Source organism: Tellurirhabdus rosea (genome assembly GCF_026278345.1).
Lineage (GTDB): Bacteria > Bacteroidota > Bacteroidia > Cytophagales > Spirosomataceae > Tellurirhabdus > Tellurirhabdus rosea.
The window spans coordinates 3,595,037-3,617,941 of record NZ_CP111085.1; the positions used below are offsets into that span (position 1 = coordinate 3,595,037).

General features: G+C 57.8%; 19 protein-coding genes. 1 reads left to right on the forward strand and 18 read right to left on the reverse strand.

Annotated features, from left to right (window positions below; translation table 11 throughout):
• Window positions 1-262: 262 nt before the first annotated feature.
• The 4 genes from uvrA to ORG26_RS15240 all read right to left on the reverse strand — a co-directional run bounded on the left by uvrA (window position 263) and on the right by ORG26_RS15240 (window position 5,098).
• On the reverse strand, window positions 263-3,118 hold the full coding sequence (uvrA, locus tag ORG26_RS15225) for an excinuclease ABC subunit UvrA (protein ID WP_266363200.1): 2,856 nt from the start codon (window positions 3,116-3,118) through the stop codon (window positions 263-265).
• A 74-nt stretch (window positions 3,119-3,192) separates the two neighbouring features.
• On the reverse strand, window positions 3,193-3,648 hold the full coding sequence (locus tag ORG26_RS15230) for a peptidoglycan L,D-endopeptidase MepK (protein ID WP_266363202.1): 456 nt from the start codon (window positions 3,646-3,648) through the stop codon (window positions 3,193-3,195).
• A 12-nt stretch (window positions 3,649-3,660) separates the two neighbouring features.
• Window positions 3,661-4,251 carry a hypothetical protein gene (locus ORG26_RS15235; protein ID WP_266363203.1) on the reverse strand — a complete coding sequence of 197 codons (591 nt, stop codon included), beginning with the start codon at window positions 4,249-4,251 and terminating at the stop codon, window positions 3,661-3,663.
• A gap of 49 nt (window positions 4,252-4,300) precedes the next feature.
• Window positions 4,301-5,098 carry a LamG domain-containing protein gene (locus tag ORG26_RS15240; protein WP_266363205.1) on the reverse strand — a complete coding sequence of 266 codons (798 nt, stop codon included), beginning with the start codon at window positions 5,096-5,098 and terminating at the stop codon, window positions 4,301-4,303.
• Between the two features lie 167 nt (window positions 5,099-5,265).
• Between ORG26_RS15240 and ORG26_RS15245 the strand changes: the two genes are divergently transcribed.
• Entirely contained in the window at window positions 5,266-6,735 is a 1,470-nt protein-coding gene (locus tag ORG26_RS15245) for a hypothetical protein (protein WP_266363207.1), read from the forward strand.
• Between the two features lie 22 nt (window positions 6,736-6,757).
• On the opposite strand, the gene ORG26_RS15250 is transcribed toward ORG26_RS15245, so the two are convergent.
• The 14 genes from ORG26_RS15250 to ORG26_RS15315 form a co-directional block, all read right to left on the reverse strand.
• Window positions 6,758-8,662: a right-handed parallel beta-helix repeat-containing protein gene (locus tag ORG26_RS15250; protein WP_266363209.1), complete on the reverse strand. Its 1,905-nt coding sequence runs from the start codon at window positions 8,660-8,662 to the stop codon at window positions 6,758-6,760.
• A gap of 240 nt (window positions 8,663-8,902) precedes the next feature.
• Window positions 8,903-9,673 (reverse strand): polysaccharide deacetylase family protein, encoded by a 771-nt coding sequence (locus ORG26_RS15255; RefSeq protein WP_266363211.1) that lies wholly within the window; start codon window positions 9,671-9,673, stop codon window positions 8,903-8,905.
• Between the two features lie 36 nt (window positions 9,674-9,709).
• The gene (locus ORG26_RS15260; protein WP_266363213.1) at window positions 9,710-10,606 is read right to left on the reverse strand and encodes a DapH/DapD/GlmU-related protein; all 897 of its coding nucleotides are present in this window, start codon (window positions 10,604-10,606) and stop codon (window positions 9,710-9,712) included.
• An 18-nt stretch (window positions 10,607-10,624) separates the two neighbouring features.
• Window positions 10,625-11,266: a PIG-L deacetylase family protein gene (locus ORG26_RS15265; protein WP_266363215.1), complete on the reverse strand. Its 642-nt coding sequence runs from the start codon at window positions 11,264-11,266 to the stop codon at window positions 10,625-10,627.
• A gap of 59 nt (window positions 11,267-11,325) precedes the next feature.
• Window positions 11,326-12,393, reverse strand: a complete 1,068-nt coding sequence (locus ORG26_RS15270) for a sugar transferase (protein ID WP_266363217.1) — start codon at window positions 12,391-12,393, stop codon at window positions 11,326-11,328.
• Between the two features lie 17 nt (window positions 12,394-12,410).
• A complete protein-coding gene (locus tag ORG26_RS15275) occupies window positions 12,411-13,514 on the reverse strand; it encodes a DUF354 domain-containing protein (RefSeq protein WP_266363218.1) in 1,104 nt (367 codons plus the stop codon).
• A gap of 32 nt (window positions 13,515-13,546) precedes the next feature.
• Window positions 13,547-14,308: an AglZ/HisF2 family acetamidino modification protein gene (locus ORG26_RS15280; protein WP_266363220.1), complete on the reverse strand. Its 762-nt coding sequence runs from the start codon at window positions 14,306-14,308 to the stop codon at window positions 13,547-13,549.
• On the reverse strand, window positions 14,301-14,936 hold the full coding sequence (gene hisH / locus ORG26_RS15285; RefSeq protein WP_266363222.1) for an imidazole glycerol phosphate synthase subunit HisH: 636 nt from the start codon (window positions 14,934-14,936) through the stop codon (window positions 14,301-14,303). The genes ORG26_RS15280 and hisH overlap by 8 nt, the downstream gene beginning before the upstream one ends.
• Window positions 14,937-14,990: 54 nt before the next feature.
• Window positions 14,991-16,145, reverse strand: coding sequence for an N-acetyl sugar amidotransferase (locus tag ORG26_RS15290; RefSeq protein ID WP_266363224.1), 1,155 nt, complete (start codon window positions 16,143-16,145; stop codon window positions 14,991-14,993).
• A gap of 55 nt (window positions 16,146-16,200) precedes the next feature.
• Window positions 16,201-17,355, reverse strand: coding sequence for an N-acetyl sugar amidotransferase (locus ORG26_RS15295; RefSeq protein ID WP_266363226.1), 1,155 nt, complete (start codon window positions 17,353-17,355; stop codon window positions 16,201-16,203).
• A 45-nt stretch (window positions 17,356-17,400) separates the two neighbouring features.
• The gene (gene asnB, locus ORG26_RS15300; RefSeq protein WP_266363228.1) at window positions 17,401-19,263 is read right to left on the reverse strand and encodes an asparagine synthase (glutamine-hydrolyzing); all 1,863 of its coding nucleotides are present in this window, start codon (window positions 19,261-19,263) and stop codon (window positions 17,401-17,403) included.
• Window positions 19,264-19,433: 170 nt separating this feature from the next.
• Window positions 19,434-20,690 (reverse strand): hypothetical protein, encoded by a 1,257-nt coding sequence (locus ORG26_RS15305; RefSeq protein WP_266363230.1) that lies wholly within the window; start codon window positions 20,688-20,690, stop codon window positions 19,434-19,436.
• A 36-nt stretch (window positions 20,691-20,726) separates the two neighbouring features.
• Window positions 20,727-21,401, reverse strand: a complete 675-nt coding sequence (locus tag ORG26_RS15310) for an acyltransferase (RefSeq protein WP_266363232.1) — start codon at window positions 21,399-21,401, stop codon at window positions 20,727-20,729.
• Window positions 21,402-21,446: 45 nt separating this feature from the next.
• Window positions 21,447-22,826, reverse strand: coding sequence for a hypothetical protein (locus ORG26_RS15315; protein ID WP_266363234.1), 1,380 nt, complete (start codon window positions 22,824-22,826; stop codon window positions 21,447-21,449).
• Between the last annotated feature and the right edge of the window lie 79 nt (window positions 22,827-22,905).

The following is a 22,905-nucleotide window of genomic DNA, read 5'->3' on the forward strand; positions in this document are numbered from 1 at the left end:
CGGTGGGCAATGCCGTATTACCCAGCCCACGGATTTATCCATGAGTCCAAACGGATTCATCAATGGGTTCAACGCATTCATGGGCGGGTCCAAACGGATTCATCGGTGGGTTCAAGCGGTTTCATCCGTGGGTCCAAACGGATTTACCCGCGAGTCCGGAACGGAGTTTATCGTAGAGTCCGGCAGGACAAAAAATAGCCCACGGATTAATCCGTGGGCCAAGAGGCCGTACGCCGGTGTGCCGTTAACCGTTTCAACGGTTTCACCCCGCCAGCTCCATTTTCAAAAATTTACCCGTGTAGCTGCCTTTGGCTTTGGCTACTTTTTCCGGCGAGCCTTCGGCGATGATTTGCCCGCCTTTGGTGCCGCCTTCCGGGCCGAGGTCAATCACGTGGTCAGCGACCTTGATGACGTCGAGGTTGTGTTCGATAATCAGCACCGTATTGCCCTTGTTGGCCAGCTTGTTGAGCACGTCGAGCAGGTGGGCGATGTCCTGAAAATGCAGACCCGTCGTTGGTTCGTCGAGGATGTACAGCGTCTTGCCCGTGTCTTTTTTCGACAATTCCTCGGCCAGTTTCACCCGCTGCGCCTCGCCGCCCGAAAGCGTGGTGGCGTGCTGCCCGAGCGTGATGTAGCCCAGGCCTACGTCGTTCAGCGTCTGTACCTTCCGCAGAATCTTGGGCTGGGCTTCGAAAAACTCCAGGGCCTGTTCGACGGTCATGTCCAGCACATCGGCGATGGATTTGCCTTTGAAGCGCACTTCCAGCGTCTCGCGGTTAAAACGTTTGCCCTTGCAGGTCTCGCAGGCCACGTGCACATCCGGCAGAAACTCCATCTCGATTTTCTTCATGCCCGCGCCTTCGCAGTCCTCACAGCGACCACCCTTCACGTTGAAGGAGAACCGGCCCGGCTTGTAACCCCGGATTTTGGCTTCCGGCAACTCCGCGAACAAGGCCCGGATTTCCGAAAACATGCCCGTGTACGTCGCCGGGTTCGAGCGGGGCGTCCGGCCGATGGGCGACTGGTCCACCTCGATGACCTTGTCCAGATGCTCCAGCCCTTCGACGGCTTTGAAGGCCAGCGGTTCGCGTTTCGATTTGTAGAAATACCGGTTCAGAATCGGAAACAGGGTTTCGTGGATGAGCGACGACTTACCCGAACCCGACACGCCGGTGATGCAGATCATCTGGCCGAGCGGCAGTTTCAGGGTTACGTTTTTCAGGTTATGCCCGGTAGCGCCCTTGATGACGAGCGCATGGCCGTTGCCTTCGCGCCGCTTCTTCGGTACTTCGATAGCCCGCCGACCGCTGAGGAACTCCGCCGTGGTGCTGCCGTTGCGTAGAAACTCCTCCGGCGTACCGTGGCCGACCACCTGCCCGCCATGACGGCCCGCGCCCGGACCAATGTCCAGAATGTAGTCCGATTCGAGCATCATGTCCTTGTCGTGCTCGACCACCAGCACCGTATTGCCCAGGTCCCGCAGATTTTTCAGTGATTCGATGAGCTTGACGTTGTCGCGCTGGTGCAGGCCGATGCTCGGTTCGTCCATGATATAAAGGACGCCGACCAGCTGCGTGCCGATCTGCGTGGCCAGCCGGATGCGCTGCGCTTCGCCGCCCGAGAGCGTCCGCAGGGGCCGGTCGAGCGTCAGGTATTCGAGGCCGATGTCGAGCAGGAAGCCGATGCGTTTGCGGATTTCCTTCAGAATCTCTTTGGCAATCACATTCTGGCGCTCCGAAAGACGGTCTTCCAGCCCGGTAATCCAGTCGGAAAGCTCCGAGATGTCCATCTGCGCCAATTGCGCGATGTTCTTATCGTCCATCCGGAAATAAAGCGATTCCTTTTTCAGCCGTGCGCCGCCGCATTCCGGACAGGCCTTCACGACCATAAAATCCTTGAGCCACTCCTGAATCTTGTCGGAGCCGTTCTCCTGCTGGCGTTTGAGGAAGTTGATGACGCCCTCAAATTTGAAGGTTTCCTCTCCGGCCTTTTTGCCCGGCGGCGGGGCGGTTTCTTCGTCCGTGCCGTAAAGCAGGATTTTGATGAGTTCGTCCGGATATTTTTCGAGCGGCGTGGTCAGGCTGAGCTTGAATTTCTTCAGAATGACTTCAATTTCGCGGAAAAACCAGAGTTCGCGGTATTCGCCCAGCGGGGCGATGGCACCGCGGCTGATGCTCAGTTTTTTGTCCGGAATGACCGATTCTTCCGTGATTTCCTCTACCTGACCCAGACCCTGACAGGTCGGGCACCAGCCATAGGGCGAGTTGAACGAAAAAGTGTTCGGCGAAGGTTCGTCGTAGCTGATTCCCGACTCGGGGTCCATCAGGTTTTGGGAGAAATAAATCACCTGACCCGCTTCGTCGAGCACCTGCATGGCGCCCTTGCCCTGTTTCAGGGTCGTCTGGACCGACTGCGAAAGCCGGTAGCGGTCGCCGGTTTCAGCTTTGGGCACCAGCCGGTCGATGACGATTTCCACGTCGTGGACCTTGTAGCGGTCGAGCTGCATCTTGGGCACAATGTCCTGCACGACGCCGTCCACGCGGACTTTGGTGTAGCCGAGTTTGGCAATCTGCACAAACAGTTCACGGTAATGCCCTTTGCGGCCCCGCACGACGGGCGCGAGCAGCACGAGCTTTTTGCCCGAATACTGGGCCAGAATGGCGTCGATGATCTGGTCCTGCGACTGTCGTTCCATGCGGCGGCCCGTGGCGTACGAGAACGCCTCCCCAGCGCGGGCGTACAGCAGACGGAGAAAGTCGTAAATCTCCGTGGTGGTGCCGACCGTCGAACGCGGGTTTTTGGACGTCGTTTTCTGTTCGATGGAAATGACCGGACTCAGGCCGTTGATCTTGTCCACATCGGGCCGTTCCATGTCGCCGAGAAAAGACCGGGCGTAGGCCGAGAAGCTTTCCATGTAACGGCGCTGTCCTTCGGCATAAATGGTATCAAACGCCAGCGACGATTTGCCGCTGCCGCTGATGCCCGTGACGACCACCAGCTTGTTGCGGGGAATCGTCACGTCGATGTTTTTGAGGTTATGTTCGCGGGCGCCGAGCACTTCAATCTGCTCAAAGCCCGTCAGGTCAATATCGGTAAGCGAAGCTTTCTGTTCCGTCACGTTGTGAAGGGGTTATTCCAAAGAGCAACAGAAAAGAACCGAAATTGGTTTGCCGTTTGGTAAAGCTTTCTCCACTACTCGGCCCAGCGCCGCTTCCGCCCGGCCACGTCGAAGTGTACCATGCGCCCCACGCTTTTGTAATAGGTGCCCAAGCCGCCGCGCAGGCTTTTCTGCTGCCGGTCGATCCGGTCGAGGGTGTTCACGCAGATTTCTACGTCGCGGCGGTTGCTGCGGCCGTCGCCGTTGACGTCCCAGATCCAGATGTCGATGGCCAGCCCCTGCTGGTGGACGCTGCGTTTGGACGCCAGCGGCAGCATGCGGTTGAGCCACGGAGCCCGGTAGCCGCTGATGATCCAGTAGTTCGGCTGGTATCCCTGCCCGCGCAGCTGCTGCCGGAGAAGGCGCTCCTTTTGGATTACCGTGGGAGACAAACGCGAGTAGGTCATAAAACGGTAGCCGAAGCCGCTCAGAAGCCCGAACGCAAGGAGGACGAAAACAGCGCGGAATCGTCGGTAAATCGGTTTAGTCAAAACGGAATAGAATTAATTTTTCAGATCTTCGCGCTCGGTATACAGGGCGGTTTTTCGGTTAGGTCCGCTGTATTCCACGTCCCGGCGGCTTTCGGCGAGTTTCCAGTTTTCTTTTCCGGAGGACTCAAAGCCAAGGACTTTGACCAGAAATCGGGCCCGGAATACGGTATACTGCCGGAGCGTGGCGGCAAAGGCCCGGGCTTCCTTTTCCCGGAGGAAGACCCGAAGCCGTTGTTGCCCGTCCGTGGCATATTCTACGCCAAAAAGCGGCATGCGGTGAAAGGTGCGGGAGAGGTAGAGGTGCTGCGGGTTGCCGTCACCTTCGCCCGGATACATATCCCGTTTGGCCGCTACCTGCTCAAACGCGGCGATGAACTTCAGGTCTTCGCTGATTTCCTCCTGGTTGATGCCGTCCGTAAAGCCCAGATGCCAGAGCTTTCCGGACGGCATCAAATCCGCCACGGCGCCCAGCCGCCCATATCCGATAAACGTGCGACTGGCGGTGTCGTAGCGGGCGGTTGCCTGCTGCTCCGCTTCAATCCGGGCCCAGTCGATGGTCTGTTCCAGGGCTGAGCGGTAGGCTTTGATGGTTTTTTTGAGCACGGAGGAATTAGGTAAAATGGCAACTGGCTTTGCTGGATTGAGCATTCATTTACTCCTGTACCCAGGTTGGATTTCCGTGAATAATTCCATGATTCGCATTACGGCTGTGGTCTTTAATCGTTTGGGAGCGCGTGTCTGTAAACCGATAAAGCAACTCTGTATTTGTGTCCGTTACGAAGTCGTTTTTAGGCGTAAAATCCGCATTGTAGCGGCTGATCCGCGAAACTCTGAATTTGGAAATGATCCCTTTGAAATAGTAGATCGTCCGCCCCCATTCCCCGGCGGCAAGGGTACATTCCCCCGGAGCGGTTTGCCACGAAATTGGATAAGCCGCGGATGTACTGCCTGCCAGTTTGCCGTCCCGGTACACTTTACAAAGGTTGTTTTTCAGGGTGACGGCAATATGGGTCCAGCTTCCATCAGGCAGTTGACCCGTCAATAGCGAGGCTGGATAATTGGGGGGCTGTGGCCATGCGTAGAAGAAGTTCAACGAACCCCGACGGTATTCAATTTTCGCTTCGCTCCAGTAAGCGTATTTGTTGAAGATAGGCCCTACCTCCTGATTGTGGTCATTCGTTTTAACCCAGCATTCGATGGTCAGTTCCGCGGTTGGCTGACCGCTGAACAGGGTTTTGGGGATTTCTATGTAATCGTCCACTCCGTCAAACTTCAAGCCCAGTTGACGGGTGCTGATGACGCCGGATGGATTAACCGAAGGCTTTTCCAGATAAGTAGTCGGACTGGTTTCCTCCAGCGTTACGTCATTCGGTTCACAGGACGAAAGAAGGCAGAGTGCCGCGGATAAGAAAAGGCATAAAGGCAGGATGGACTTTTTTGTAAAGAACATGGGTGATTGAATTTATGTAGGACGACACAAACCAACACCTTGGTAAACACATTGTCATGTAAAACCGCGTTATCCCCGTTCCTCACGCATCCTCACGTATTCTTGCTTCTCAAGACCTCTATACGTACCTTAGACTTTTCCTAAACCGTTATTGTACGAGTCCTCCCATGAAGCGAAACGTGTTTCGTGCTGGCTTTCTGTTGCTTCTCTGCTGGATGGCCGCTCTCAGGCCCGTCCGCGCCGCTTACCTGATCTGGCCCGATAACCCCGACGGGCGGCTTTTTCGACTGGATACCCGTCAGAAACAACTGGAGCGGGAAACGATGACCGGGAAATGGGAAATCGTGGGGAAGGTTACCTGCGTGGGCGTGGTAGAAGCGGATTTCCCGGCCGTTACCCGCATGATTCGGTTTCCCGGAATAAGCCCGAAAGAGACCCTGCTACTGGTGGACTGCACCGGCCAGGTCTACCGTTTTGACTGGAAAACCCGGACGCTGACCCGACAGGACCACACTTTCTTTCGCGGCTTCAACTGCCACGCCTCCCGGTTTCTTCGGCGCGACACGCTCTACAGCTTCGGCGGCTACGGCTTCTGGCGGACCAACAACCTGCTTACCTTTTACAAGGCCGATAAAGGTGAATGGGAGAGCATCGTGCCGCGAACGACCGGACCGGCGGCCATCAACAGCGGACTGAATGGCTACCTGCCCGCCAGTGATCAGTATTTTTCAACCCTCAACATCTATCATAATGATGCCGAGAACGGGGGCGCCAGCGACCGGGATCCTGCCGTGTGGACGTTTCATTTTCGGGAAAGACGCTGGCAGAAACTGGGGCAGGTGACGGCGAGCGTTCTGAAGCTATGTTCTCCGGAAAACCGGCCGGTTTCGGTGTTCTGGTCCGGTACGTACCTTTTGCTGGGCTACGACAAGGCTCCCGGCAATCAGTTCATCATGGTCAACCCGGTCACCAATGAGTGTCGGTTATGGGAAGACGCCCAGCGGTTGCTGAACCACGCCCCCGGAATTACCCACGAAAATCTGTACCGCTCCTACTGCCTGAATGATACGCTGTACCACTACGATCGGGACCTCGACGTAGACCATACGCTGGCCCATAAACTCAAACTGCCCCTTGCCCGCCTCTGGCGTGAGGCCCAGCCCATCGGCCCGTTCTACGAACCGGAGTCAAAACCGCTGTCCAACTGGCTGTATGTCGGCATGACGGCGGGACTCGTGATCGCCGGACTGACCGGGTTTTCAATTTTGCGGAGAAAAGAAGATAAACCGCAACTTTCGACACCGGCAGAAATCATTCCTGCTGATAGTCAACGGCCTGAGCCGGAGGTCGGGCTGTCGCCCACCTCGCTGACTCCCGTTGAACGCCGTCTGTATGAAGCTCTGGCCGCCGCGGAGGGAGGCCTGACCAGCGAGCAACTGATTCAGGCGCTGGGCATTGCCGACAAATCGCCGGATAACCAGCGCCGTATTCGCTCGGAGGTCATCCGGGCGCTGAATCTAAAGCTCAAAATCGCGTACGGGCTGGAAGAAGCGGTCGAGCGGAAGCCGACGGATTTTGACCAGCGCATGATGACGTACACGCTGAAACCCGAAGCCCGTCCGGCCACCGGCGCCTAAGCCGCCAGCGCCGGAGCGGCGTTTAGTTGGTCTGGTACCCGAAATCCAGCACCGCCTGAAACGGGACGCCGCCCGCAAAAGACGAGCCCAGCGACCCGGCCTGCGCGCCCAACTGCAACTGGCCGGTGCTGCCCTTCAACATCGCCTGCAGACTGCCGGGCTGGCGATCCACCCGGTACGTGAAGGGAACGTTCTGGCCGCTGCTGGAAGGAGGAAAGCCTTCCAGCAGCGGCGTGTCCGACCACTGGAACTGGAAAAAAAGGGTACCGCTGACCCGCACCTCCGAGCCGGTCTTGTCGATTTTCAGGCCAATTCGTTTGTCCACTACAGGAGAACGGAGTCTGGTTTTAAAAACGAGAAAGTCTGAACCGCGCACACCCTGCAATTCACAGGTCGGCCAGTCGATGACCTTTGGGGCCAGAGCAGGCGGGGTTTTGCCGCGGACAACACTCTGGTAGTCCAGGGCCGCACCGGATCGGCCGCTGAGGGTCCAGGTGTTGTTCCGCATGTGAAAATCGGTTAGCGGTGCCGCCTGACCATCAAGAAACACCAGGACCGGCTCGGGATCGGCATCCCCCAGCAGATTGAGGTCGAAGTGGTTGTTTTCAATCAGGCAGGCCTGGTGGAGATTCTGGCCGTAGATGCCGTAGTTCCGGACAAAATCAAAGCGATTGTCCCGAATGATGAGCCGACCGGTTGGCAGCAGGTCCGGTCCAAGGCCGATGACGCCCCGTGGGTATCGCTGCCAATCAGCCGTTTCGCGGTCCGCGGGCGAAAGCTCACCCAACTGGCTGTGGTACACGTTGCGCGTCACGGTATGGTCACGGCCCGCCACGAGCGCGATGGGCGTGATGCAGCGCCCGAGTACCCGATTGCTGTCGAGGGTGACGTTGATGCCCCGCAACTGGAAGGCCGTCTGGCAATGGATGGCGGTGTTTCCCTGAATAAGTATGCCGTCGGCGGCCCCATGCGTGGCAATGCAGAACGATTGCACCGTAAACAGGTCGTTGCCCTGGCTGTTGATGCCTTCTCCGTAAGCCGTATTGCCAAGGGCCTGACCAATTCGGCTTGGGCCGCGCTGGTTGTCGCCGGAGAAATCACAGAGTTTTCGGCAGCCTTTAGCCGTGTTGTGGTGCACATTGGCGTACAGCCCGCCAATCAGGGCAATGCCGTAGCCCTGTCCCTGTTCATTGGCGTTTTCGAGCAGGCAGTTCCGGAACTCGGACTCGTAGCAGCCAAACCACTCCGTACCCGCATACTGGGCATCGCGCAGGTGGACATGATCCATTAGGCCCCGCTGTACGTGATAAACCGCCACGGCCACGGTGGAATGATCGCCGGAATCGCGGACGTGAAACGCAAGGTCGATCAGGTTCAGGGTGGCCGACCGGGCGTGAGTCACGACGACTTTTTCGGTACGGGCATAAGCATACTGGCACGGATGACGCAGCGTAACCGTCGTGTCGCTAACGCCGACGACCACATTGTATTCGCCTTTTCTGGCGAGCCGTTCCACCGGCCATACTTCGTCCGACTGGATATGGATCAGGTCTCCGGGAACCAGTCCTTCCGTATTGACCAGCACCAGTGTCGAATCACCGGGGCGGATCTCCGCGGCGGGCGCTGTTTGCAGAGGCCCGTCCACCGCCGCGAAGCGGAGCGGCATCAGTGTCTGGTCGGGCAGGACAAAAGTGGCCTGTTTACCAGCTTTGGCCGATTTGATGGAAAGCACACCGGTAAAATGGTGGTCAATAGGCGTACCCAGATAATACGTTTTTTCGGGGTCGATGAGCAGACCGGCCTGCGTTTCCTGGCATCGCCGGAGGGCCTGGGCCAGCCGCGGGGCATCGTCCGTGAGGCCGTCGCCGGCGGGTTCAAACTGCTCGAAGTCAACCCAGTGGTCCGGTTCCAGCCGGGGCGCACTCACAAACGGAGAAGCCTCTGGCGGTGCTGCCGGCCGGGCAGTAGGGGCAGTCGTGCGCTGCTCCGGAGCAGCGCACGTCACCAAAAGTAATTTCAGGAGCAACCAAGATAGGGGCATCAATTTGGCAAAAATCATGCGGGACAAGTTAGGGTAGGAGCGTCCTCTGGCGTTCCCCGGCGGCACGTGCTTCATCGAGAGCCTGTAATCCTGAATCTGGTCACGTCTCTGTTCATGCCGACAACCTTATTTTTTGACGAAAAAGTAGCGCTTGACTTCATTTTTTGCCCGTTGCAGCACCAGTTCCCGGGTCCAGAGCAGCAGGTTGTCGTTCCAGCGCTGCGGGTGAAAATTGAACATGATCTGCCTGGGCAGGCTGTTCTGCCGGAGGGCCGCAATGATGTCGTGGGTAGTCCGGAAGTTATGGACGAAGGAGGCGTTGACTTTATCCCGGACGCTCACGCCGCCATTGTCCCAGCGGCGGCCCGTGTCGGTAAAGTACGCAACTTTCTGAAAATCAACATCGAAGTACGGCTCGGCGATAATGCCGAAATCAGCGTAGGCATAAGTTTTCCAAAGGTCTTTGGAGTCGTAGGGAGACATCGGACTGCCGTGCATGCAGACCGTCGAAACCGGGGCCAGTTGCCGGAGGGCGGTCAGGTTTTTACCAAAATCTTCGATAGCCCGCTCCAGGTTGCCCCTGCAGGTGGTCAGGCATTCGTAATGATAGCCGATCTCGTGGCCCAGCGCCGCAATTTCCCGGATGATTCGCTCGTCCCAGCTCTCCGGCACCGCCCGGAAATAGTAGACGCCCCGAATACCGAGCGCGTGCTGGATTCGGGCGAACGCCAGGGAGTTCCGCGGCATCAGGTCCACGTCGTGCCGCAGGACAACCGACCGCTCAGCGGGAGTTTGGATAAATTCGTCAAACGTCTGAAACGCATACGACCCATCCATCAGGGCGCGAAGCAGCAGCCGGTAAATCTTTACGGTAAAATCAGCAGGACTGGGATTCATGATCGGTTAAAAAACAAAGGGTTATGTTATGGATCGTCAGGCCATTTTGCGAATGGACCGGGCCGGATTACCCGCCATGACGGATTTTTCCTCTACATTTTTCGTCACGACGGCGCCCATGCCGATCAGGGAGTTGGCACCGATTTCCAGCCCGTTCAGGATATTGGCCGAGGGCGCTACCCAGACGTTTTCGCCCAGCGTGATGCTGCCGCCGAGCATGCTGTTGGCAATCACCAGACTGTTTCGGCCGATCACAACGCCGTGTGAAATGTGGACCAGGTTGCCGATCTTGACGTTTTCTTCGATAATCGTGCTGCCGATGACCGCCCGGTCGATGCAGGTGTTGTTGTCGATTTCGACCTTCTGCCGGATGACGACGTTGCCGATATGCGGAATGCGGGCGTACTGGCCGTTTTCGTCCTTCTCGTACCCGAAACCGATGCCGCCGATGGTGTTGTTGGCCCCGATGTACACGTCATTCTCGATCACGGTACCGGCCGAAATCACGGTATGATGGCCGATAAAGGTGTTGTCGCCGATCACCACATTTTCTTCGATAACGACCTGATGCCCGATGAAAACGTTTTTGCCGATGCGGGCACTCGGGTCGATGGCGGCCGTACTGCAGATGCCGGTTTTTCGGGGCGGCGCAAAAAACGTGGCGACGACCTGCTGAAAAGCCTGCCGGGGATTTTCGACCATGATGTAATGACAGGCCGGATTGAGTCCGAGGTCGAGCACACCTTTGGGACAGATGATGATTCCGGCTTCCACCGTTTTCAGGCGGGGCAGATTTTTGCTGTTGCACCAGAGCAGCGAGGTCGGCGAACCGCTGAAATGGCGGAGTTCCTCCACTTTTTCAACGGCACTTCCGGGGTTGCCCGCAAACTGGAGATGAGGCGTTTTGTCGAGTATGTCTTTGATCGTAAGCATAATGGCTTTGGGTTGAAATCAGGATAAAATCCAGCGAACCGTTTCGAACGTTTCGGCGTACTGCGTATTGATCTGAACGCCCCGCATGCGTGCCATCGCGCGGATAAATTCCTCGTTGGCATAGGGCCGGTGCTGCTGCGAACGGTACTGCGCCAGCGCCGCAACCTTGGTCGCCACGTGCTCCTCGGTGAGGTGTACAAAACAGGAGGTGTTGAAATTCAGGTTGTTCCAGGGCATTTCGTAGCTCAGGATCGAGCAGAACTTAAACGCCCGCAGACCTTCCTGGGCAATGGTCTGGTGGTCCTGGTGGAGGTCCGCCAGCGCGGGCATGAAGACGGTGTCCGGCTGAATCTGTTTGCGGAGTTCAATCAGCCGGTCTAAAATGCACTGCCGATGGAAGTTGAACGTACGCACCTGAAAGTCGAACAAAAACAGGTTTTCGGGCGGGATGCCCAGTTCTTTGGTGGCCGCCTTGACCTCCGTCACCAGAATGTCCTTCGGAAACTCGGGCAATACGGACTGTTCGCAGGCCGAAAAAGCGGCATAAAACACGTCTGAACCTTCTTTGATCAGTTTGGCAATAGTGGCGCCGCAGCCAAATTCTCCGTCGTCGGTATGCGGCGCGAGCACCAGCACTCGTCGTTTTCCTTTAAAAAGCATAAGCGGTGTTGATTAGGGATAGCGTAAAGTCAGATGGGTTGATTATCAGGGTATTGCTTTTATTTGCTGCGTGTTCGTTTCCAGAAAATGTTATAAACCACTTTCCAGAGGTACCGCAGATCGGTACGGAGCGGGGCGGCAGCGTAAGCCCGCAGATACCGCAGTTCGGACTCGACAATTTCTGGAAAACTGCCCGGCAGATCGGCGTAATAAGGCGGAATCAGGCCCGGTCGGGTTTTGGCGCGCTCCTGTTTTAATTCGTCCGGATATAAGCTGAGGTAGTGGGCGCTGAGGGGCCGCACACCGACGAGCTTCAGGTCGCCTTTCAGCAGATTAATGGCCATGGGCAGCTCGTCCAGCCAGTATTTCCGCAAAAATTTCCCGACGGTGCTGATGCGGAAGTCGTCTTTGAACTTGCCGCCCGCTTCCAGTCCGCTGGTCTGGATCAGGTACTCCTGCAGGTGTTCCGAATACGGATGCATCGTCCGCAGTTTGTAGACATTGAACGGAAGCCCGCCGTAGCCAATGCGGCGCATGCGGAGGAGCACCCCTTCCGACGAGGGCGGCGGCGGAACGTGATTGTCCACCGCTTTTCGGGCAATCACCAGCAGATGGTTGTTCTGTTCGCAAACCCGTTCCACCGTAAATCCGGCATGATACAACCGGCCCAGCACCTCGGCTTTCGAGAGTGCCCGGGTGGCCGTAAAAAGCCGTCGGTAGATCAGTTTGACCGGATAAATCCGCGGCATCATCCGGTGAAGCAGGAAGTCGAGCAGGTAGCGAAAATGGCTCAGACCGGCGGGCAGCGACCGCAGCAGCCGTTCCTTCCGGTGTTCGTTGGTTTCGAGCCGGACGACCAGGTGGCCGTTCAGGGGAAGGGCCAGATAAGCGGTCCGCAGGTACCGAAACAGATCGGGGACCCGGTTCAGCAGCGGCGTCAAGATAGTTTTTGCTCCGGAAATAACTTCATCCGCCGACCGCAGGACCGCAAAACCCGCCCCGGTTTGCAGCAGCGGGGGCAGCGCATCTCCATCCTCCGGGCCGTATCCAAGCGCCGACAGCGCTTCCGGCCACTCAGACGGCGGGGCGGCGGACGGGTCGGCAGTTGGTATAAAAAGCGTTTGCATCTGGATAGGACTGTGGTTTATTGAACCGCCTTCGAAACGAGCCGGAAGCGTTGCAGGAGTTCGGGGTTTTTGCGGAGAGACTCGGCGCTTAACGGGTAGTTTTCGGCCAGCCACACCATCAGAGCCGTCACGTCCGTAGACCGGGCCAGCATGTCATCGCGGCGGGCACGCCAGAGGGGCCGTTCGTCGTGGGTGAGCAGTGCCACGGCCCGTTCGGGTACGCCGGTAAAATCCGTAAAATGTTCCTGCACACCCAGGTTTTTCAGTTCCGTACTCACACCCGGGCAGGTTTCCGCTCCGAGCAGGCTATTGATCAGCAGGTTGGGGACGCCCAGAAAGGCGCATTCGTTGGCTGTGGTGCCTCCTTCGCCTACGTACAGGCTCGCAAAAGCCATCAGGTCGTGAAGTTGGTGGGGGGGAAGGCTGAGGCGGTAGGGTTCCAGTTCCGCGGGCAGTTCTCCTTCCGACGAGATCAGAATCCGGGCGTGGGGCCGCAGCCGTTCTACCAGGTCGATCTTCTGCTGGTAGCGGATTCCCGAATGCCCGGCATCGTGACTGGCGCTCCATGAAACAAACCGCAGCAGCACAAACGGGTCCGATTCGGTCAGGCCGACTTCCTGAAGCACGCGCGCGTCGGGCTGAAAGTAGGGGGGAGCCAGGTGGCAAAGTTCAATGGAGCCGTCAAAACGGAGGTGTTTGCCGCCAAAGTCCTTCCGGTAGGCCCGTGGGGTCACGATGGTGTCGGTGAAGGGCACGTACATGGCGTGCTCGTATTTGGCATGTTCGGTATCGTCGAAGGCCAGGTGCGGTTTGCCGAGCAGTTTGGAGGCCTGCGCCGCATAAGGCGAGCCGAAGCTCATGAACAGGTCGGCACCGAAGCGGGAGGCCACTTTCGCCACCGCCAGATCGCCCTGGAAAAGGTACAGCAGCTTGCCCAGAAAGCCCTTCCCACCCGCGCCGCGCGAAAAATAGGGCAGGTTATAGGCATCCATGAGCCGGAAAATAACATCCCGGTCGCGGGCCGTAAACAGCACGTCGTGGCCGCGCTCCTGAAGAAGTCGGGCCGCGTTGCGGAAATAGTGAACGTGGCCGGGGTGGCCGAGGTCAATGAGAATTTTCATGGGGTATGTGGTTTTGCGGCACGCATAGGCGGTTACCGTTCTAATTCCTGCAATTCATCGGCGGTCGGAAAATTGACCAGCACCGCCCGCCTGGGTCCGTGAAAGACAAACAGACTGCCCGCCGAGGCGGCAGACGCCTTGCCCTCGGTGACGGCCCGCTTCAGATCGGTGAAGCTGCCGCCGCCGCCCAGCGCCACCACGGGCACCGGCACCGCTTCGGAAATCGTGCGGACGAGGTCAAGGTGGTAGCCGTTCATCATGCCGTCGTGTTCGATCGACTGCACGACGATCTCGCCCACACCCAGATCGGCCAGCTGCCGCGCCCAGGTCACCGGGTTCAGCCCCGTCGAATGGGCACCCGCCCGGGTACAGACAGTCTCTTTTCGCCAGAAATTCCGTTTGACATCGAGGCAGGCGACGATGGTCGACGCTCCGAATTCGTCGGAGGCTTCCTGCACGAAGGTTGGTTTTTCGAGCGCGTACGAGTTGAGGCAGACCCGTTCGGCCCCGGCTTTAATGAGCGTTTCGATGCTTTGGAGCGTCCGGATGCCGCCGCCCACCGTGAACGGCATGTTGGTTTCGTCGCCAATCTGCCGCACCAGTTCAGGGTCGATGGTTCGGTTATCGGTCGTGGCGTTGATGTCCAGAAAAATGAGCTCGTCGGCCCGCAGGTCGTTGAACAGCCGGACGGCATTGATCGGGTCGCCGATGTAGCGGTGGTTCTTGAACTGGACGCTCTTGACCAGCCCTTTTCCCTGCAATAACAGACACGGAATCACACGGGGTCTATACATAAGCGGGCGCGTTTACCAGGTTGATGAAATTGCGGAAGATCTGTACGCCTGCATCCTGGCTTTTCTCCGGATGGTACTGAAAACCAAAAATATGGTCGCGCTGAATGGCGGAAACAAACTCGTAGCCGTACACAGTAGTGTGCAGCGTATCGGTCTCATTTTCCGGGACAACATGGTAGGAATGAACGAAATAGAACATTTCTTTCTCCGTCTTCAGGCCGTCGAGGACGGGATGGCTTTTCGCCGCCCGGACGCTGTTCCAGCCGATATGCGGTATTTTCCGCTCCGGCTCCGACTGCAGCCGAAACCGAACGGTATGACCCGGAATCCAGCCCAGTCCCGCCGCGTCGCCTTCTTCGCTTCCGCTGGTCAGTAACTGCATTCCCAGACAGATGCCCATGACCGGCGTCTGCTCGCCCAGCACCCGTTCGCGCAGCACATCGAGCAGCTCGAGGTGCTGTAATTTATCCATGGCCCGGCCATAGTGACCTACGCCCGGCAGAATCAGCCCTTTGGCGGAGGAAATTTCCTTCGGGTCGGCACTGATCCGGCAGTCGACGCCCAGTCGGCGGAACTTGTTCTGCACGGAGCGGAGGTTACCCATGCCGTAGTCGATGATGGTAATCATAAAAGTACGAATCGGTCTGGTCGTCAAGACTGCCTGAGGCTGACGGACAGCGGTTTAACTGGCGTATTTCAGGTACAGGATATGCGGTAAAAAGCGAAATCGGCACGCCATCCGGATGGGTTGCCGGAGGCGTCGGATGAGGGTCAGGTACGTCCGGAAATCCTTATGTGACCGGGCGGGCTGCCGGAAAACCTCTTCCCATTCGGCCGGTGTCCAGCCGAGTTTGGCAATGGCGTACTCCACCACACTCGGGTCATATTCGTACGCGCTGGCCTCCAGCTCCATCACGGCTTCTGCGCGGGAAATCTGCCCCGAGCGGACCAGCGCCGACAGTTCTGGTTTCCGCTTGTCGATATTGAACTTCTGCGGCAGCAGATACGACTGAAAGAACCGCGTGAACAGGTTTTCGTGGTGATGGCCGCCGTAATACACCCAATCGAGTTCCCGGGCCAGCACCTCGTCTACCTGCCGTTTGTTGTAATCCAGGTAGGCCAGCAGCCGCACTTCCCGGATTCCTTGCCCGAAACTGCGCCAGAGCAGGTTCCGCAGCGACATGACCGGGAAGCTCCGGATGACGCCGCGACCGAATTTCTGGTGCACATCCCGCAGATACCGGCTGTCCATGTAGGTCCAGCTGATGGGCGAAGTACCTTCCGTCCGGAACGAATGCCCGTTGAGGATGTAGCCGATATTTTCGCGGGCTGCCGTGTGGTAGAGGACCGAGTAAATGGCGTAGTCCGTCGGAATGTCGGCATCGGGTACCGAAGCCAGCAGGAAGGCTCGCTGCAAATCCTTGAACTCTTCCCAGTCCGCCACTACCGTATGCAGGTCTACGTTGAGCCGCGAGACGGCCTTGCGGATGTTGGAAACGGCGATATCGGAATTCCAGCCGTTGTCAAAATGCACGGCCAGCGGGCGCAGACCCAGTTTTTTGGCTGTCAAAAGGGTATACGTGCTGTCGCGTCCGCCGCTGACGCCCACAAGGCAGTCGTAAGGTTTGCCGCGTCCGTCCTGTTTGATGCGCTCCACAAAGCCGAGGAGTTCCTGCTGTCTGGTCGCTTCCGGGTGCAGCCGCTCCATTTCCTCATGGATGTAGCAGTACTTACAGACACCGTCGGCATCAAACCAGATATCGGCCACCGTGGTGTCGAGCACACAGCGGCGGCAGCGTTGAAACGTTTCGGTAAGGGTAGTCGTTGGTGTGTTCATCGAAAAGGGATTTTCTCATTTGGCGGATTTCGCGGCGGAAGCACGCCAGGTCGAATCAGGCCGCCCGCTCTTCCATTTCGTAAAAAATCTTCGGCTTACTGGACAGAACCAGCTTCAGCACCGGAGCCGCGAGGCGAGCCAGTCGCCGGATGAGCGGGTAGTAGGAAGGGTAGTCCAGAAAGGACTTGTTCGGGGCGTGCCAGAGCTTCTGGAACTCTTCGAGCGTAAAATCCAGCTTCTTCATCACGTACTCCCGGTCGGCTTCCATCTGTTCAAGGGCGTAGGGCGGCTGGTTGATCATGCCCAGCGCCTGGTCGCGGGTAATCTCGCCGCTCATGATCTGGGCCGAGAGCGTAATCCGGCGTTTGTCGATGCCGAATTTGCGGGGAAGCCAGTAGGCGACGGCGAACTTGGTGTACAGGTTCTCGTGGTGGTGACCGCCGTAATATTCCCAGCCGTATTTCTCCTTCAGCATCGCCTGGGCCTCATTTTTCTGGTACGGCAGGTAGTTGAACGGAGCGATATGCTTGATGCCTTTCACGTAGCCGAGATAAAACAGTTTCCAGACGGGCAGCATCGGGTACGTTTTCATGGGCAGCCGCCCAAAGCGTTTGTGAACATGCTGAATCTGCTTCAGGTCGGTATAGGTCCATTCGGTCGGCTGCTTGCCCTCCGAGCGAAAATCCGTGCCGGTCAGGATGTACTTGATGCCTTCCTTCCGGGCAATCTGGAACAGGACAGCCTTGATGGCGGAGTCCGTCGGGGCGTCGGCCCAGGGCAGACCGGCCAGCAGGTAGGAGCGAAGGATGTCTTTAATTTCCTCGTAATCAATGACGTACGTTTCCAGGTCGATGTTCAGGGCTGTGACCATCTTCCGGATGTTCTTCACCGAAATATCGGAGTTCCAGCCGTTGTCGAGATTGACGGCCAGCGGACGCAGCCCGTATTCTTTGGCGATATGAAGCAGGTACGAGCTATCCGTGCCGCCGCTGACCCCGATGATGCAGTCGTAGCGGGCATTTTGGGGGGCCGACGCGCGGATGCGTTCCACGATCCGGGCCCACTCCTGGGCGCCCTGTTCTCCCCGCGGAAATGCTTCCGACAGTTTGCGCTGAATCGTGGCGTAGTTGGAGACGCCCCGTTCGTTGAACCGAATTCCCGGAACGGACGTGTCCCAGATACCTTCCTGACAGATTTGGTAAAGTTTCATAGAATCGTGTGGGTCATATCACGGCGTTAAGGGCGGGCTTTCCGCTCAGGGCTGCAATACAACGGGTTGTGTTTTTTTCGTTTCAAATCGCTCCAGAAAATGCGCCATTTCAATCCACTTCCAGATATCCCGCGCAATGTTTATCCGGCCTTCATTATGCTGTTGCAGCAGGTTGCGGCATTCGCCGAGATTAAAGTATCCCGATTCGCGGAAGGCGGCTGAGGCCAGCGCCGCTTCGGCTTTCTGCCGGAACAGCGAGGTCCGCATCCATTCGTCAGCCGGATTGTCAAAACCGACCTTATCCTGCCGTTTGCGGATTTTTTCGGGAAGTTTGCCGCGCATGGCTTCCCGCAGAATCCATTTGGTGTTGCCGTCGCGCATGATCATGTCCGTCGTGGAACCGATCGTTTTCTCCACCAGCCGAAAATCCAGGAACGGCTCGCGGGCTTCGAGCGAAAAGTACATGCTGTTGAGGTCGTTCCACTTCTGGTTATGCTCCAGTTTGCTTTCAAAATGCTGCAACAGGGCTTCCCGCAGGTTTCGGGGGTTGAACAACTGGTCGTTGATGGTAGACGCTTTGGCCTGTTGCTCAAAAAAACTCATGTTCAGAAAAGCCCGTTTGCGGAAGGTGGCGGCCTCCTGCGCCCAGCGCGGTGCCAGGTAAAAGGCCAGATACGCCAGACTGCTCAGCGAATGATGGTTGCGGTAATACGCCCGCCATTCGTGCCACAGCTTTCCGTAGTTCCCCCGGGCCAGCAATTCCCGGAAAAAGCTGCCGAAAAAGTAAGTGTATCCGGCCAGTTGCTCGTCGGCGCCCTGCCCGTCCATGAGCACCGTCACGTGCCGCGAGGCATCTTTCATTACTTTGTACTGCGAATAGATGCTCAGCCCGCCAAACGGCTCGAAATGGCAGTCCATCAGGCCGTCGAAGTCTTCCAGCAGGGTCTGTTCGGTCGGCCGGACGTAGGTCAGGTTGGGAAGCTGGTCCTTGTATTCATTGATAAACGGACTTTCGTCGCCCTGCAGCCCTGCTCCATAGACGGCCGAGAAGGCATAAAAGTCACTTTTCTGCAACCCGTGAATGAGCGTGGAAGCGACCGACGACGAGTCCAGCCCGCCGCTGAGGCAGATCCCAACGGGCACATCGCTCCGCAGCCGCAGCGACAGCGACGACCGGAACGTGTCGTAATACTCCTCTGGACTCTGCCAGCCGGATTGAAGCCGGTCGGCCAGATTATACCAACGCGACACCTGCACGTTGCCGTCGCGAACGCTGATGCAGTGGCCGTGGACCAGTTTCTTGATTTGCCGGACGAAGGTGTTGCCGTCGATGTCGGTCCGGCTGTAGAGCAGGTAATTGTAAACTACCGTATCATCTGGGCTTAGGGAGACGTTCTGCCGGCCCAGGTGCTCGAACAGCGGCGCAATCTCGGAGGAGAAAACGAACTGTTTATCGGACAGATGATAGTAAAAGGGCTTGACCCCGTACCGGTCGCGGGCGGCAAACAGACTGCCGGTATGGCGGTCGTACACGGCGAAGGCGAACATGCCGTTCAGTTCGTGCAGGCAGTCGGCGCCCCAGTGCCGGTAGGCATTCAGCAGGACTTCGGTGTCCGTCTGCGAGCGAAACGAGTAGTGGGCGGCCAGCTTCTGCCGGATTTCGACGTAATTATAAATTTCTCCGTTGAAGATGATAACGTACCGGTCATCGTCTGACAACATGGGCTGATGCCCGGCCGGCGAAAGGTCCAGAATACTCAGCCGGACGAAGCCCAGCCCAACGCCGTTCTCCGTAAATGTTCCGCTGTCATCGGGCCCCCGGTGGCGCTGCCGTTCCATCATGGCTGTCAATTCAGCCTGCTGGACAGGTTTTTTGGTGAAATTTATAATTCCTGTTATGCCGCACATAATCAAAAAGACTGGTTAATAAGTGAGGTAGTTCGTGGTTAAGACATCGAGTCCTGTTAAGACGGTAAAAAGTGGAATTGGACACATGGATCGGGCGTTTCTGCCTGAAAAAGTGCGAAATAAGGTCCGGTAAAGCGGAAGAACAGGCGGACCATCGGCCCGTTGCGGTTTCAGACCCATTCCGTCCGGACCCGGGGTGCCGGCTGCTGGCTTGCCTGTCTGAGGCGTATGGCCAGAAACAGCAGCGCCAGCAGAAAAGCCCGGTCGAAAATGCCCTGCGAGAAGCCGCTGGAAAGCAGCGACAGAAACGCCACGAGCCCGAAAGAACTTCGGTATTCGACCCAGCGGGTGTATCGTTTGAAAAACAGAAAAAGCAGCGTGAAATAAGCCAAAAACAGCGGCAGCCCGTAGGTGACCATCAGATACGTAATGCCGTTGTTGCGGTGAATCACCTTCAAATCGCCCGAGCGGGCGGCCTGCCCGAAACGGTTCTCGGCCAGTCGCCCGAAGCCGATCAGCGGACTCCGGCTAATGTCCATCAGATCGAAAAAGGCGCTGCCGAAGCGGGATGAACTGTCTTCGGTCGACATGCTCACGTTCTGCTTTACTTTGCCGCTGAGAAACTGGGTCTGGGTGTAGAGCGTCAGAAACAGCGGAAACAGAATGAGCAGGACGGTGCCTTTGACGGCCGGTTTCAGCGCCGGACTGGTCAGGATGTACCCCATGGCAATGACGAAGAGGGTCAGGTAGCCCGCCGTCGAAATGGTCGTCAGCAGCGTCAGTAGCAGAACCCCATTGCGGCGGGTGGCCAGCCGCTTGTCCTGCATGATGCTGAACGTCAGGGCCAGATTCAGGAAAACGCCGAAAGCGCCCGGTTCCCAGAAAGGCCCGGAATTACGCTTCAGCACGCCAAAGGAAAGCTTCTCTTCGGCCAGCGGATTGAAGGTGTACAGAATCATGTTGGGGTTGAACCCGTACGGTTCCAGCGTGCCGAACGGCGACGAGAAAAAGGGTTTCGCCACGTTCTGAATCAGAAACTGTTCGACCGCGGGAAAGAAGGTCAGCCCGTAAATCGGCAGGCTGATGATTGCAAACCAGTAAAGGAGCTGTGTGTAGTAGTGAATAAGCCGGATGCCGCAGACGTGCACCACCAGATACGCCAGCGAGAGGCGAACCAGAATGGTAATCAGCGACATGGGCACGAAGTTGTTGAACAGGGAAGCCTGCAGCAGTTCGACCAGAAACACCGTCGCGATGATGCCCAGCGGGGCGGCCGTCAGCGGAGTTCGCCGGTAGACGGCCACGGCCACGGCCACCAGCAAGAAGATAAGCATGAACTCCGGGCTTCCGTAAAAATATTCTATGCCGGAGACGGCAATGAGGCCGTAAGCAAGCAGATAGTCCGGCCATTCGGATTTTGGTTGCATAAAGCAGAGCAGTTGTGCGTTCGGTTTCAGCGGCGGTTACAGTTCCGCCAGCGCCCGGGCCTGGTTCTTTTTTAGCTGCGTCAGAAACGCGTCGTCGATTTTGCGGATAAACCGGGCCGGGTTGCCCGCCCAGATTTCGTCCGGCGGAATGCTGCGGGCGACCAGCGACGAAGAGCCCACCACCGAGCGCGCGCCAATCCGGACGCCTTTGAGGATGGTGACGTGGTTGCCGATGAAGCAGTCGTTCTCCAAAATGACCGGTTTGGTCTGCACGTGATCCACAATTTCGGGCAGGGCCGCGCGTTCGACGGGGTCCAGGGAGTGAAAATCGCTGTCGTAGATGCAGGCGCTGCCGCCGATGCGGACGTTGTCGCCGATGACGATTCGGTCGGTACAGACGATGGCGACGGAACTCATGCCGACGTTGTTGCCGATACTCAGTTCGCCGCCGTAGACGGCAAAAAGGCAGTTCTGCTCCCGGCCCGCCATGTTGTGATACCGCCCGTTGTTCAGAATCAGGCCACTCCCGACGTTCATTTTTCCGCCCCGCGAAATGTAGATGTCCGGAATGCCCCGGCAATCGAGGCCAGGTCCGAGGTCCACCTGATGAATCGAAAAGAGCCAGCGGGTGTACACCTGGTCGAAGGAGCGGCGGAACCGGCGGTAGGTCCAATGGATGGCTTTGTACAGGAATCGGTCGGGTCGCATCATGGCGGTATGGGGTTTACCCGTTCGGACCGTTTTTTGGGCTGCCGGTCACACGGGCAGGCTTTCGTTGACGGAGGAAAAAACGGGCGAGGTCCGCAGCTTCCGCAGAACCTGACGGGTTTCGAACGGAGCGACCAGAAAACTGTACGAGGAACAGAGGCAGATCGCCGCCAGCATTCCCACCAGCCCCAGTCCGGCCAGCGTCACCAGCGCATAAGCGAGCGGAATCATCAGCAGAATGGCTCCCGTGGCCGCGATCAGCTGGTAGCGGACCTGCCCGATGCCGTTCAGAAAGCTCACGTAGATGGTGCCGAACGTGGTGAGCGCGTAGTAGACGAGCATGGCGCCCGCCAGCGTCAACGGAACCGCCACGGAGTTGCCCACCCAGCGCGGAATCAGCCAGCCCGAAAGCGCCAGCAGCGCCACCTGCCCCGCCGTAACGAGCCCCCACAACTGCTGCATCCGCCGAAGCGCCCCTTCAATCCATTCCACATCGCGTTTGAAATACGCTTCGCCGAAGGCCGACCAGAGCGGATTCAGCGCGATGTTGAAGCCCATCGGCAGAAAACCGAAATACCGGAACGCCACTTCATACTGGGCCACATACGCCGGACCCAGCAGCCGCGTAATCAAGAGGTTGGTCGTGGTGAAAATGACCGAAAAACTCAGTTGCAGGATGAAGAACGAAAGCCCGAGTCCGCCGAAATGCCGCAGGGTTTCGCGCCGGGCCACCCCGATGGACGGGCTCAGGTAGCGGAGTTCGCCCCGGAAAAAATACAGATGAAAACCCGCCAGCACCACAATCTGCGGTACCAGCAGCGCCAGCCCGACATGCAGCAGCGACCCCTCCAGCCACGGACGAAAGGCCAGAATCAGCCCCAGCGTGGTGAGGTTGCTCAGCAGCGGAAAGAGCGAGTTGACGGCCGATTTATGCACCGCCAGCAGCACAAAAGTGATGTTGCGCAGCAGCAGTTCCAGCCCGAACGTCATAAACGCGATCAACGCCAGCGTGCTGACCTCCGAGTTCCAGCGGGGGGCTACTTTGAGGAGCCCGGCCCAGTCGATGAAGGGGTGCACGCAGACGTAAAGGAGGCAGAAAGTCAGGGCGATCACTCCGGTTGCGGTATACAGCGTGCTCACGTAGGTTCGGGCCTGCGCGTGCTCTCCCTGGCTCAGAAGCTGGGTCAGTTTGTTGCGAAGTCCGTTCCCCAGTCCGAAATCAATAAAAAGAAACCAGGCGACCATCGAACTGAGCGTCAGCCAGACGCCGTACAGTTCCGTAGATAGCAGGCTCAGGGTGAGCGGAATAAACACCAGATTCAGGACAAATCCGGCGGCTTTGATCAGCACCGTCAGAAGAACGTTCTTCCGAACGGCTACGGTCAGGGCGTTTCCGGATTGAAAATAAGCTTGCAGGCGGGAAAGCATACGGAATGGAGGTCGTCAAAGAAGCGCGAGCATTCAGGAAAAGGACGGCGGGTAGCCCGCCGGAGAGGTCCGGCGGGCC

What these genes read in the sequence shown, in the direction of transcription:
- ORG26_RS15240 (WP_266363205.1), bottom strand. Translation starts at nt 5,098, where the DNA reads ATGTTCTTTACAAAAAAGTCCATCCTGCCTTTATGCCTTTTCTTATCC.
- ORG26_RS15245 (WP_266363207.1), top strand. Translation starts at nt 5,266, where the DNA reads ATGAAGCGAAACGTGTTTCGTGCTGGCTTTCTGTTGCTTCTCTGCTGG.
- ORG26_RS15255 (WP_266363211.1), bottom strand. Translation starts at nt 9,673, where the DNA reads ATGAATCCCAGTCCTGCTGATTTTACCGTAAAGATTTACCGGCTGCTG.
- ORG26_RS15260 (WP_266363213.1), bottom strand. Translation starts at nt 10,606, where the DNA reads ATGCTTACGATCAAAGACATACTCGACAAAACGCCTCATCTCCAGTTT.
- ORG26_RS15265 (WP_266363215.1), bottom strand. Translation starts at nt 11,266, where the DNA reads ATGCTTTTTAAAGGAAAACGACGAGTGCTGGTGCTCGCGCCGCATACC.
- ORG26_RS15270 (WP_266363217.1), bottom strand. Translation starts at nt 12,393, where the DNA reads ATGCAAACGCTTTTTATACCAACTGCCGACCCGTCCGCCGCCCCGCCG.
- ORG26_RS15275 (WP_266363218.1), bottom strand. Translation starts at nt 13,514, where the DNA reads ATGAAAATTCTCATTGACCTCGGCCACCCCGGCCACGTTCACTATTTC.
- ORG26_RS15280 (WP_266363220.1), bottom strand. Translation starts at nt 14,308, where the DNA reads ATGTATAGACCCCGTGTGATTCCGTGTCTGTTATTGCAGGGAAAAGGG.
- hisH (WP_266363222.1), bottom strand. Translation starts at nt 14,936, where the DNA reads ATGATTACCATCATCGACTACGGCATGGGTAACCTCCGCTCCGTGCAG.
- ORG26_RS15290 (WP_266363224.1), bottom strand. Translation starts at nt 16,145, where the DNA reads ATGAACACACCAACGACTACCCTTACCGAAACGTTTCAACGCTGCCGC.
- ORG26_RS15295 (WP_266363226.1), bottom strand. Translation starts at nt 17,355, where the DNA reads ATGAAACTTTACCAAATCTGTCAGGAAGGTATCTGGGACACGTCCGTT.
- asnB (WP_266363228.1), bottom strand. Translation starts at nt 19,263, where the DNA reads ATGTGCGGCATAACAGGAATTATAAATTTCACCAAAAAACCTGTCCAG.
- ORG26_RS15305 (WP_266363230.1), bottom strand. Translation starts at nt 20,690, where the DNA reads ATGCAACCAAAATCCGAATGGCCGGACTATCTGCTTGCTTACGGCCTC.
- ORG26_RS15310 (WP_266363232.1), bottom strand. Translation starts at nt 21,401, where the DNA reads ATGATGCGACCCGACCGATTCCTGTACAAAGCCATCCATTGGACCTAC.
- ORG26_RS15315 (WP_266363234.1), bottom strand. Translation starts at nt 22,826, where the DNA reads ATGCTTTCCCGCCTGCAAGCTTATTTTCAATCCGGAAACGCCCTGACC.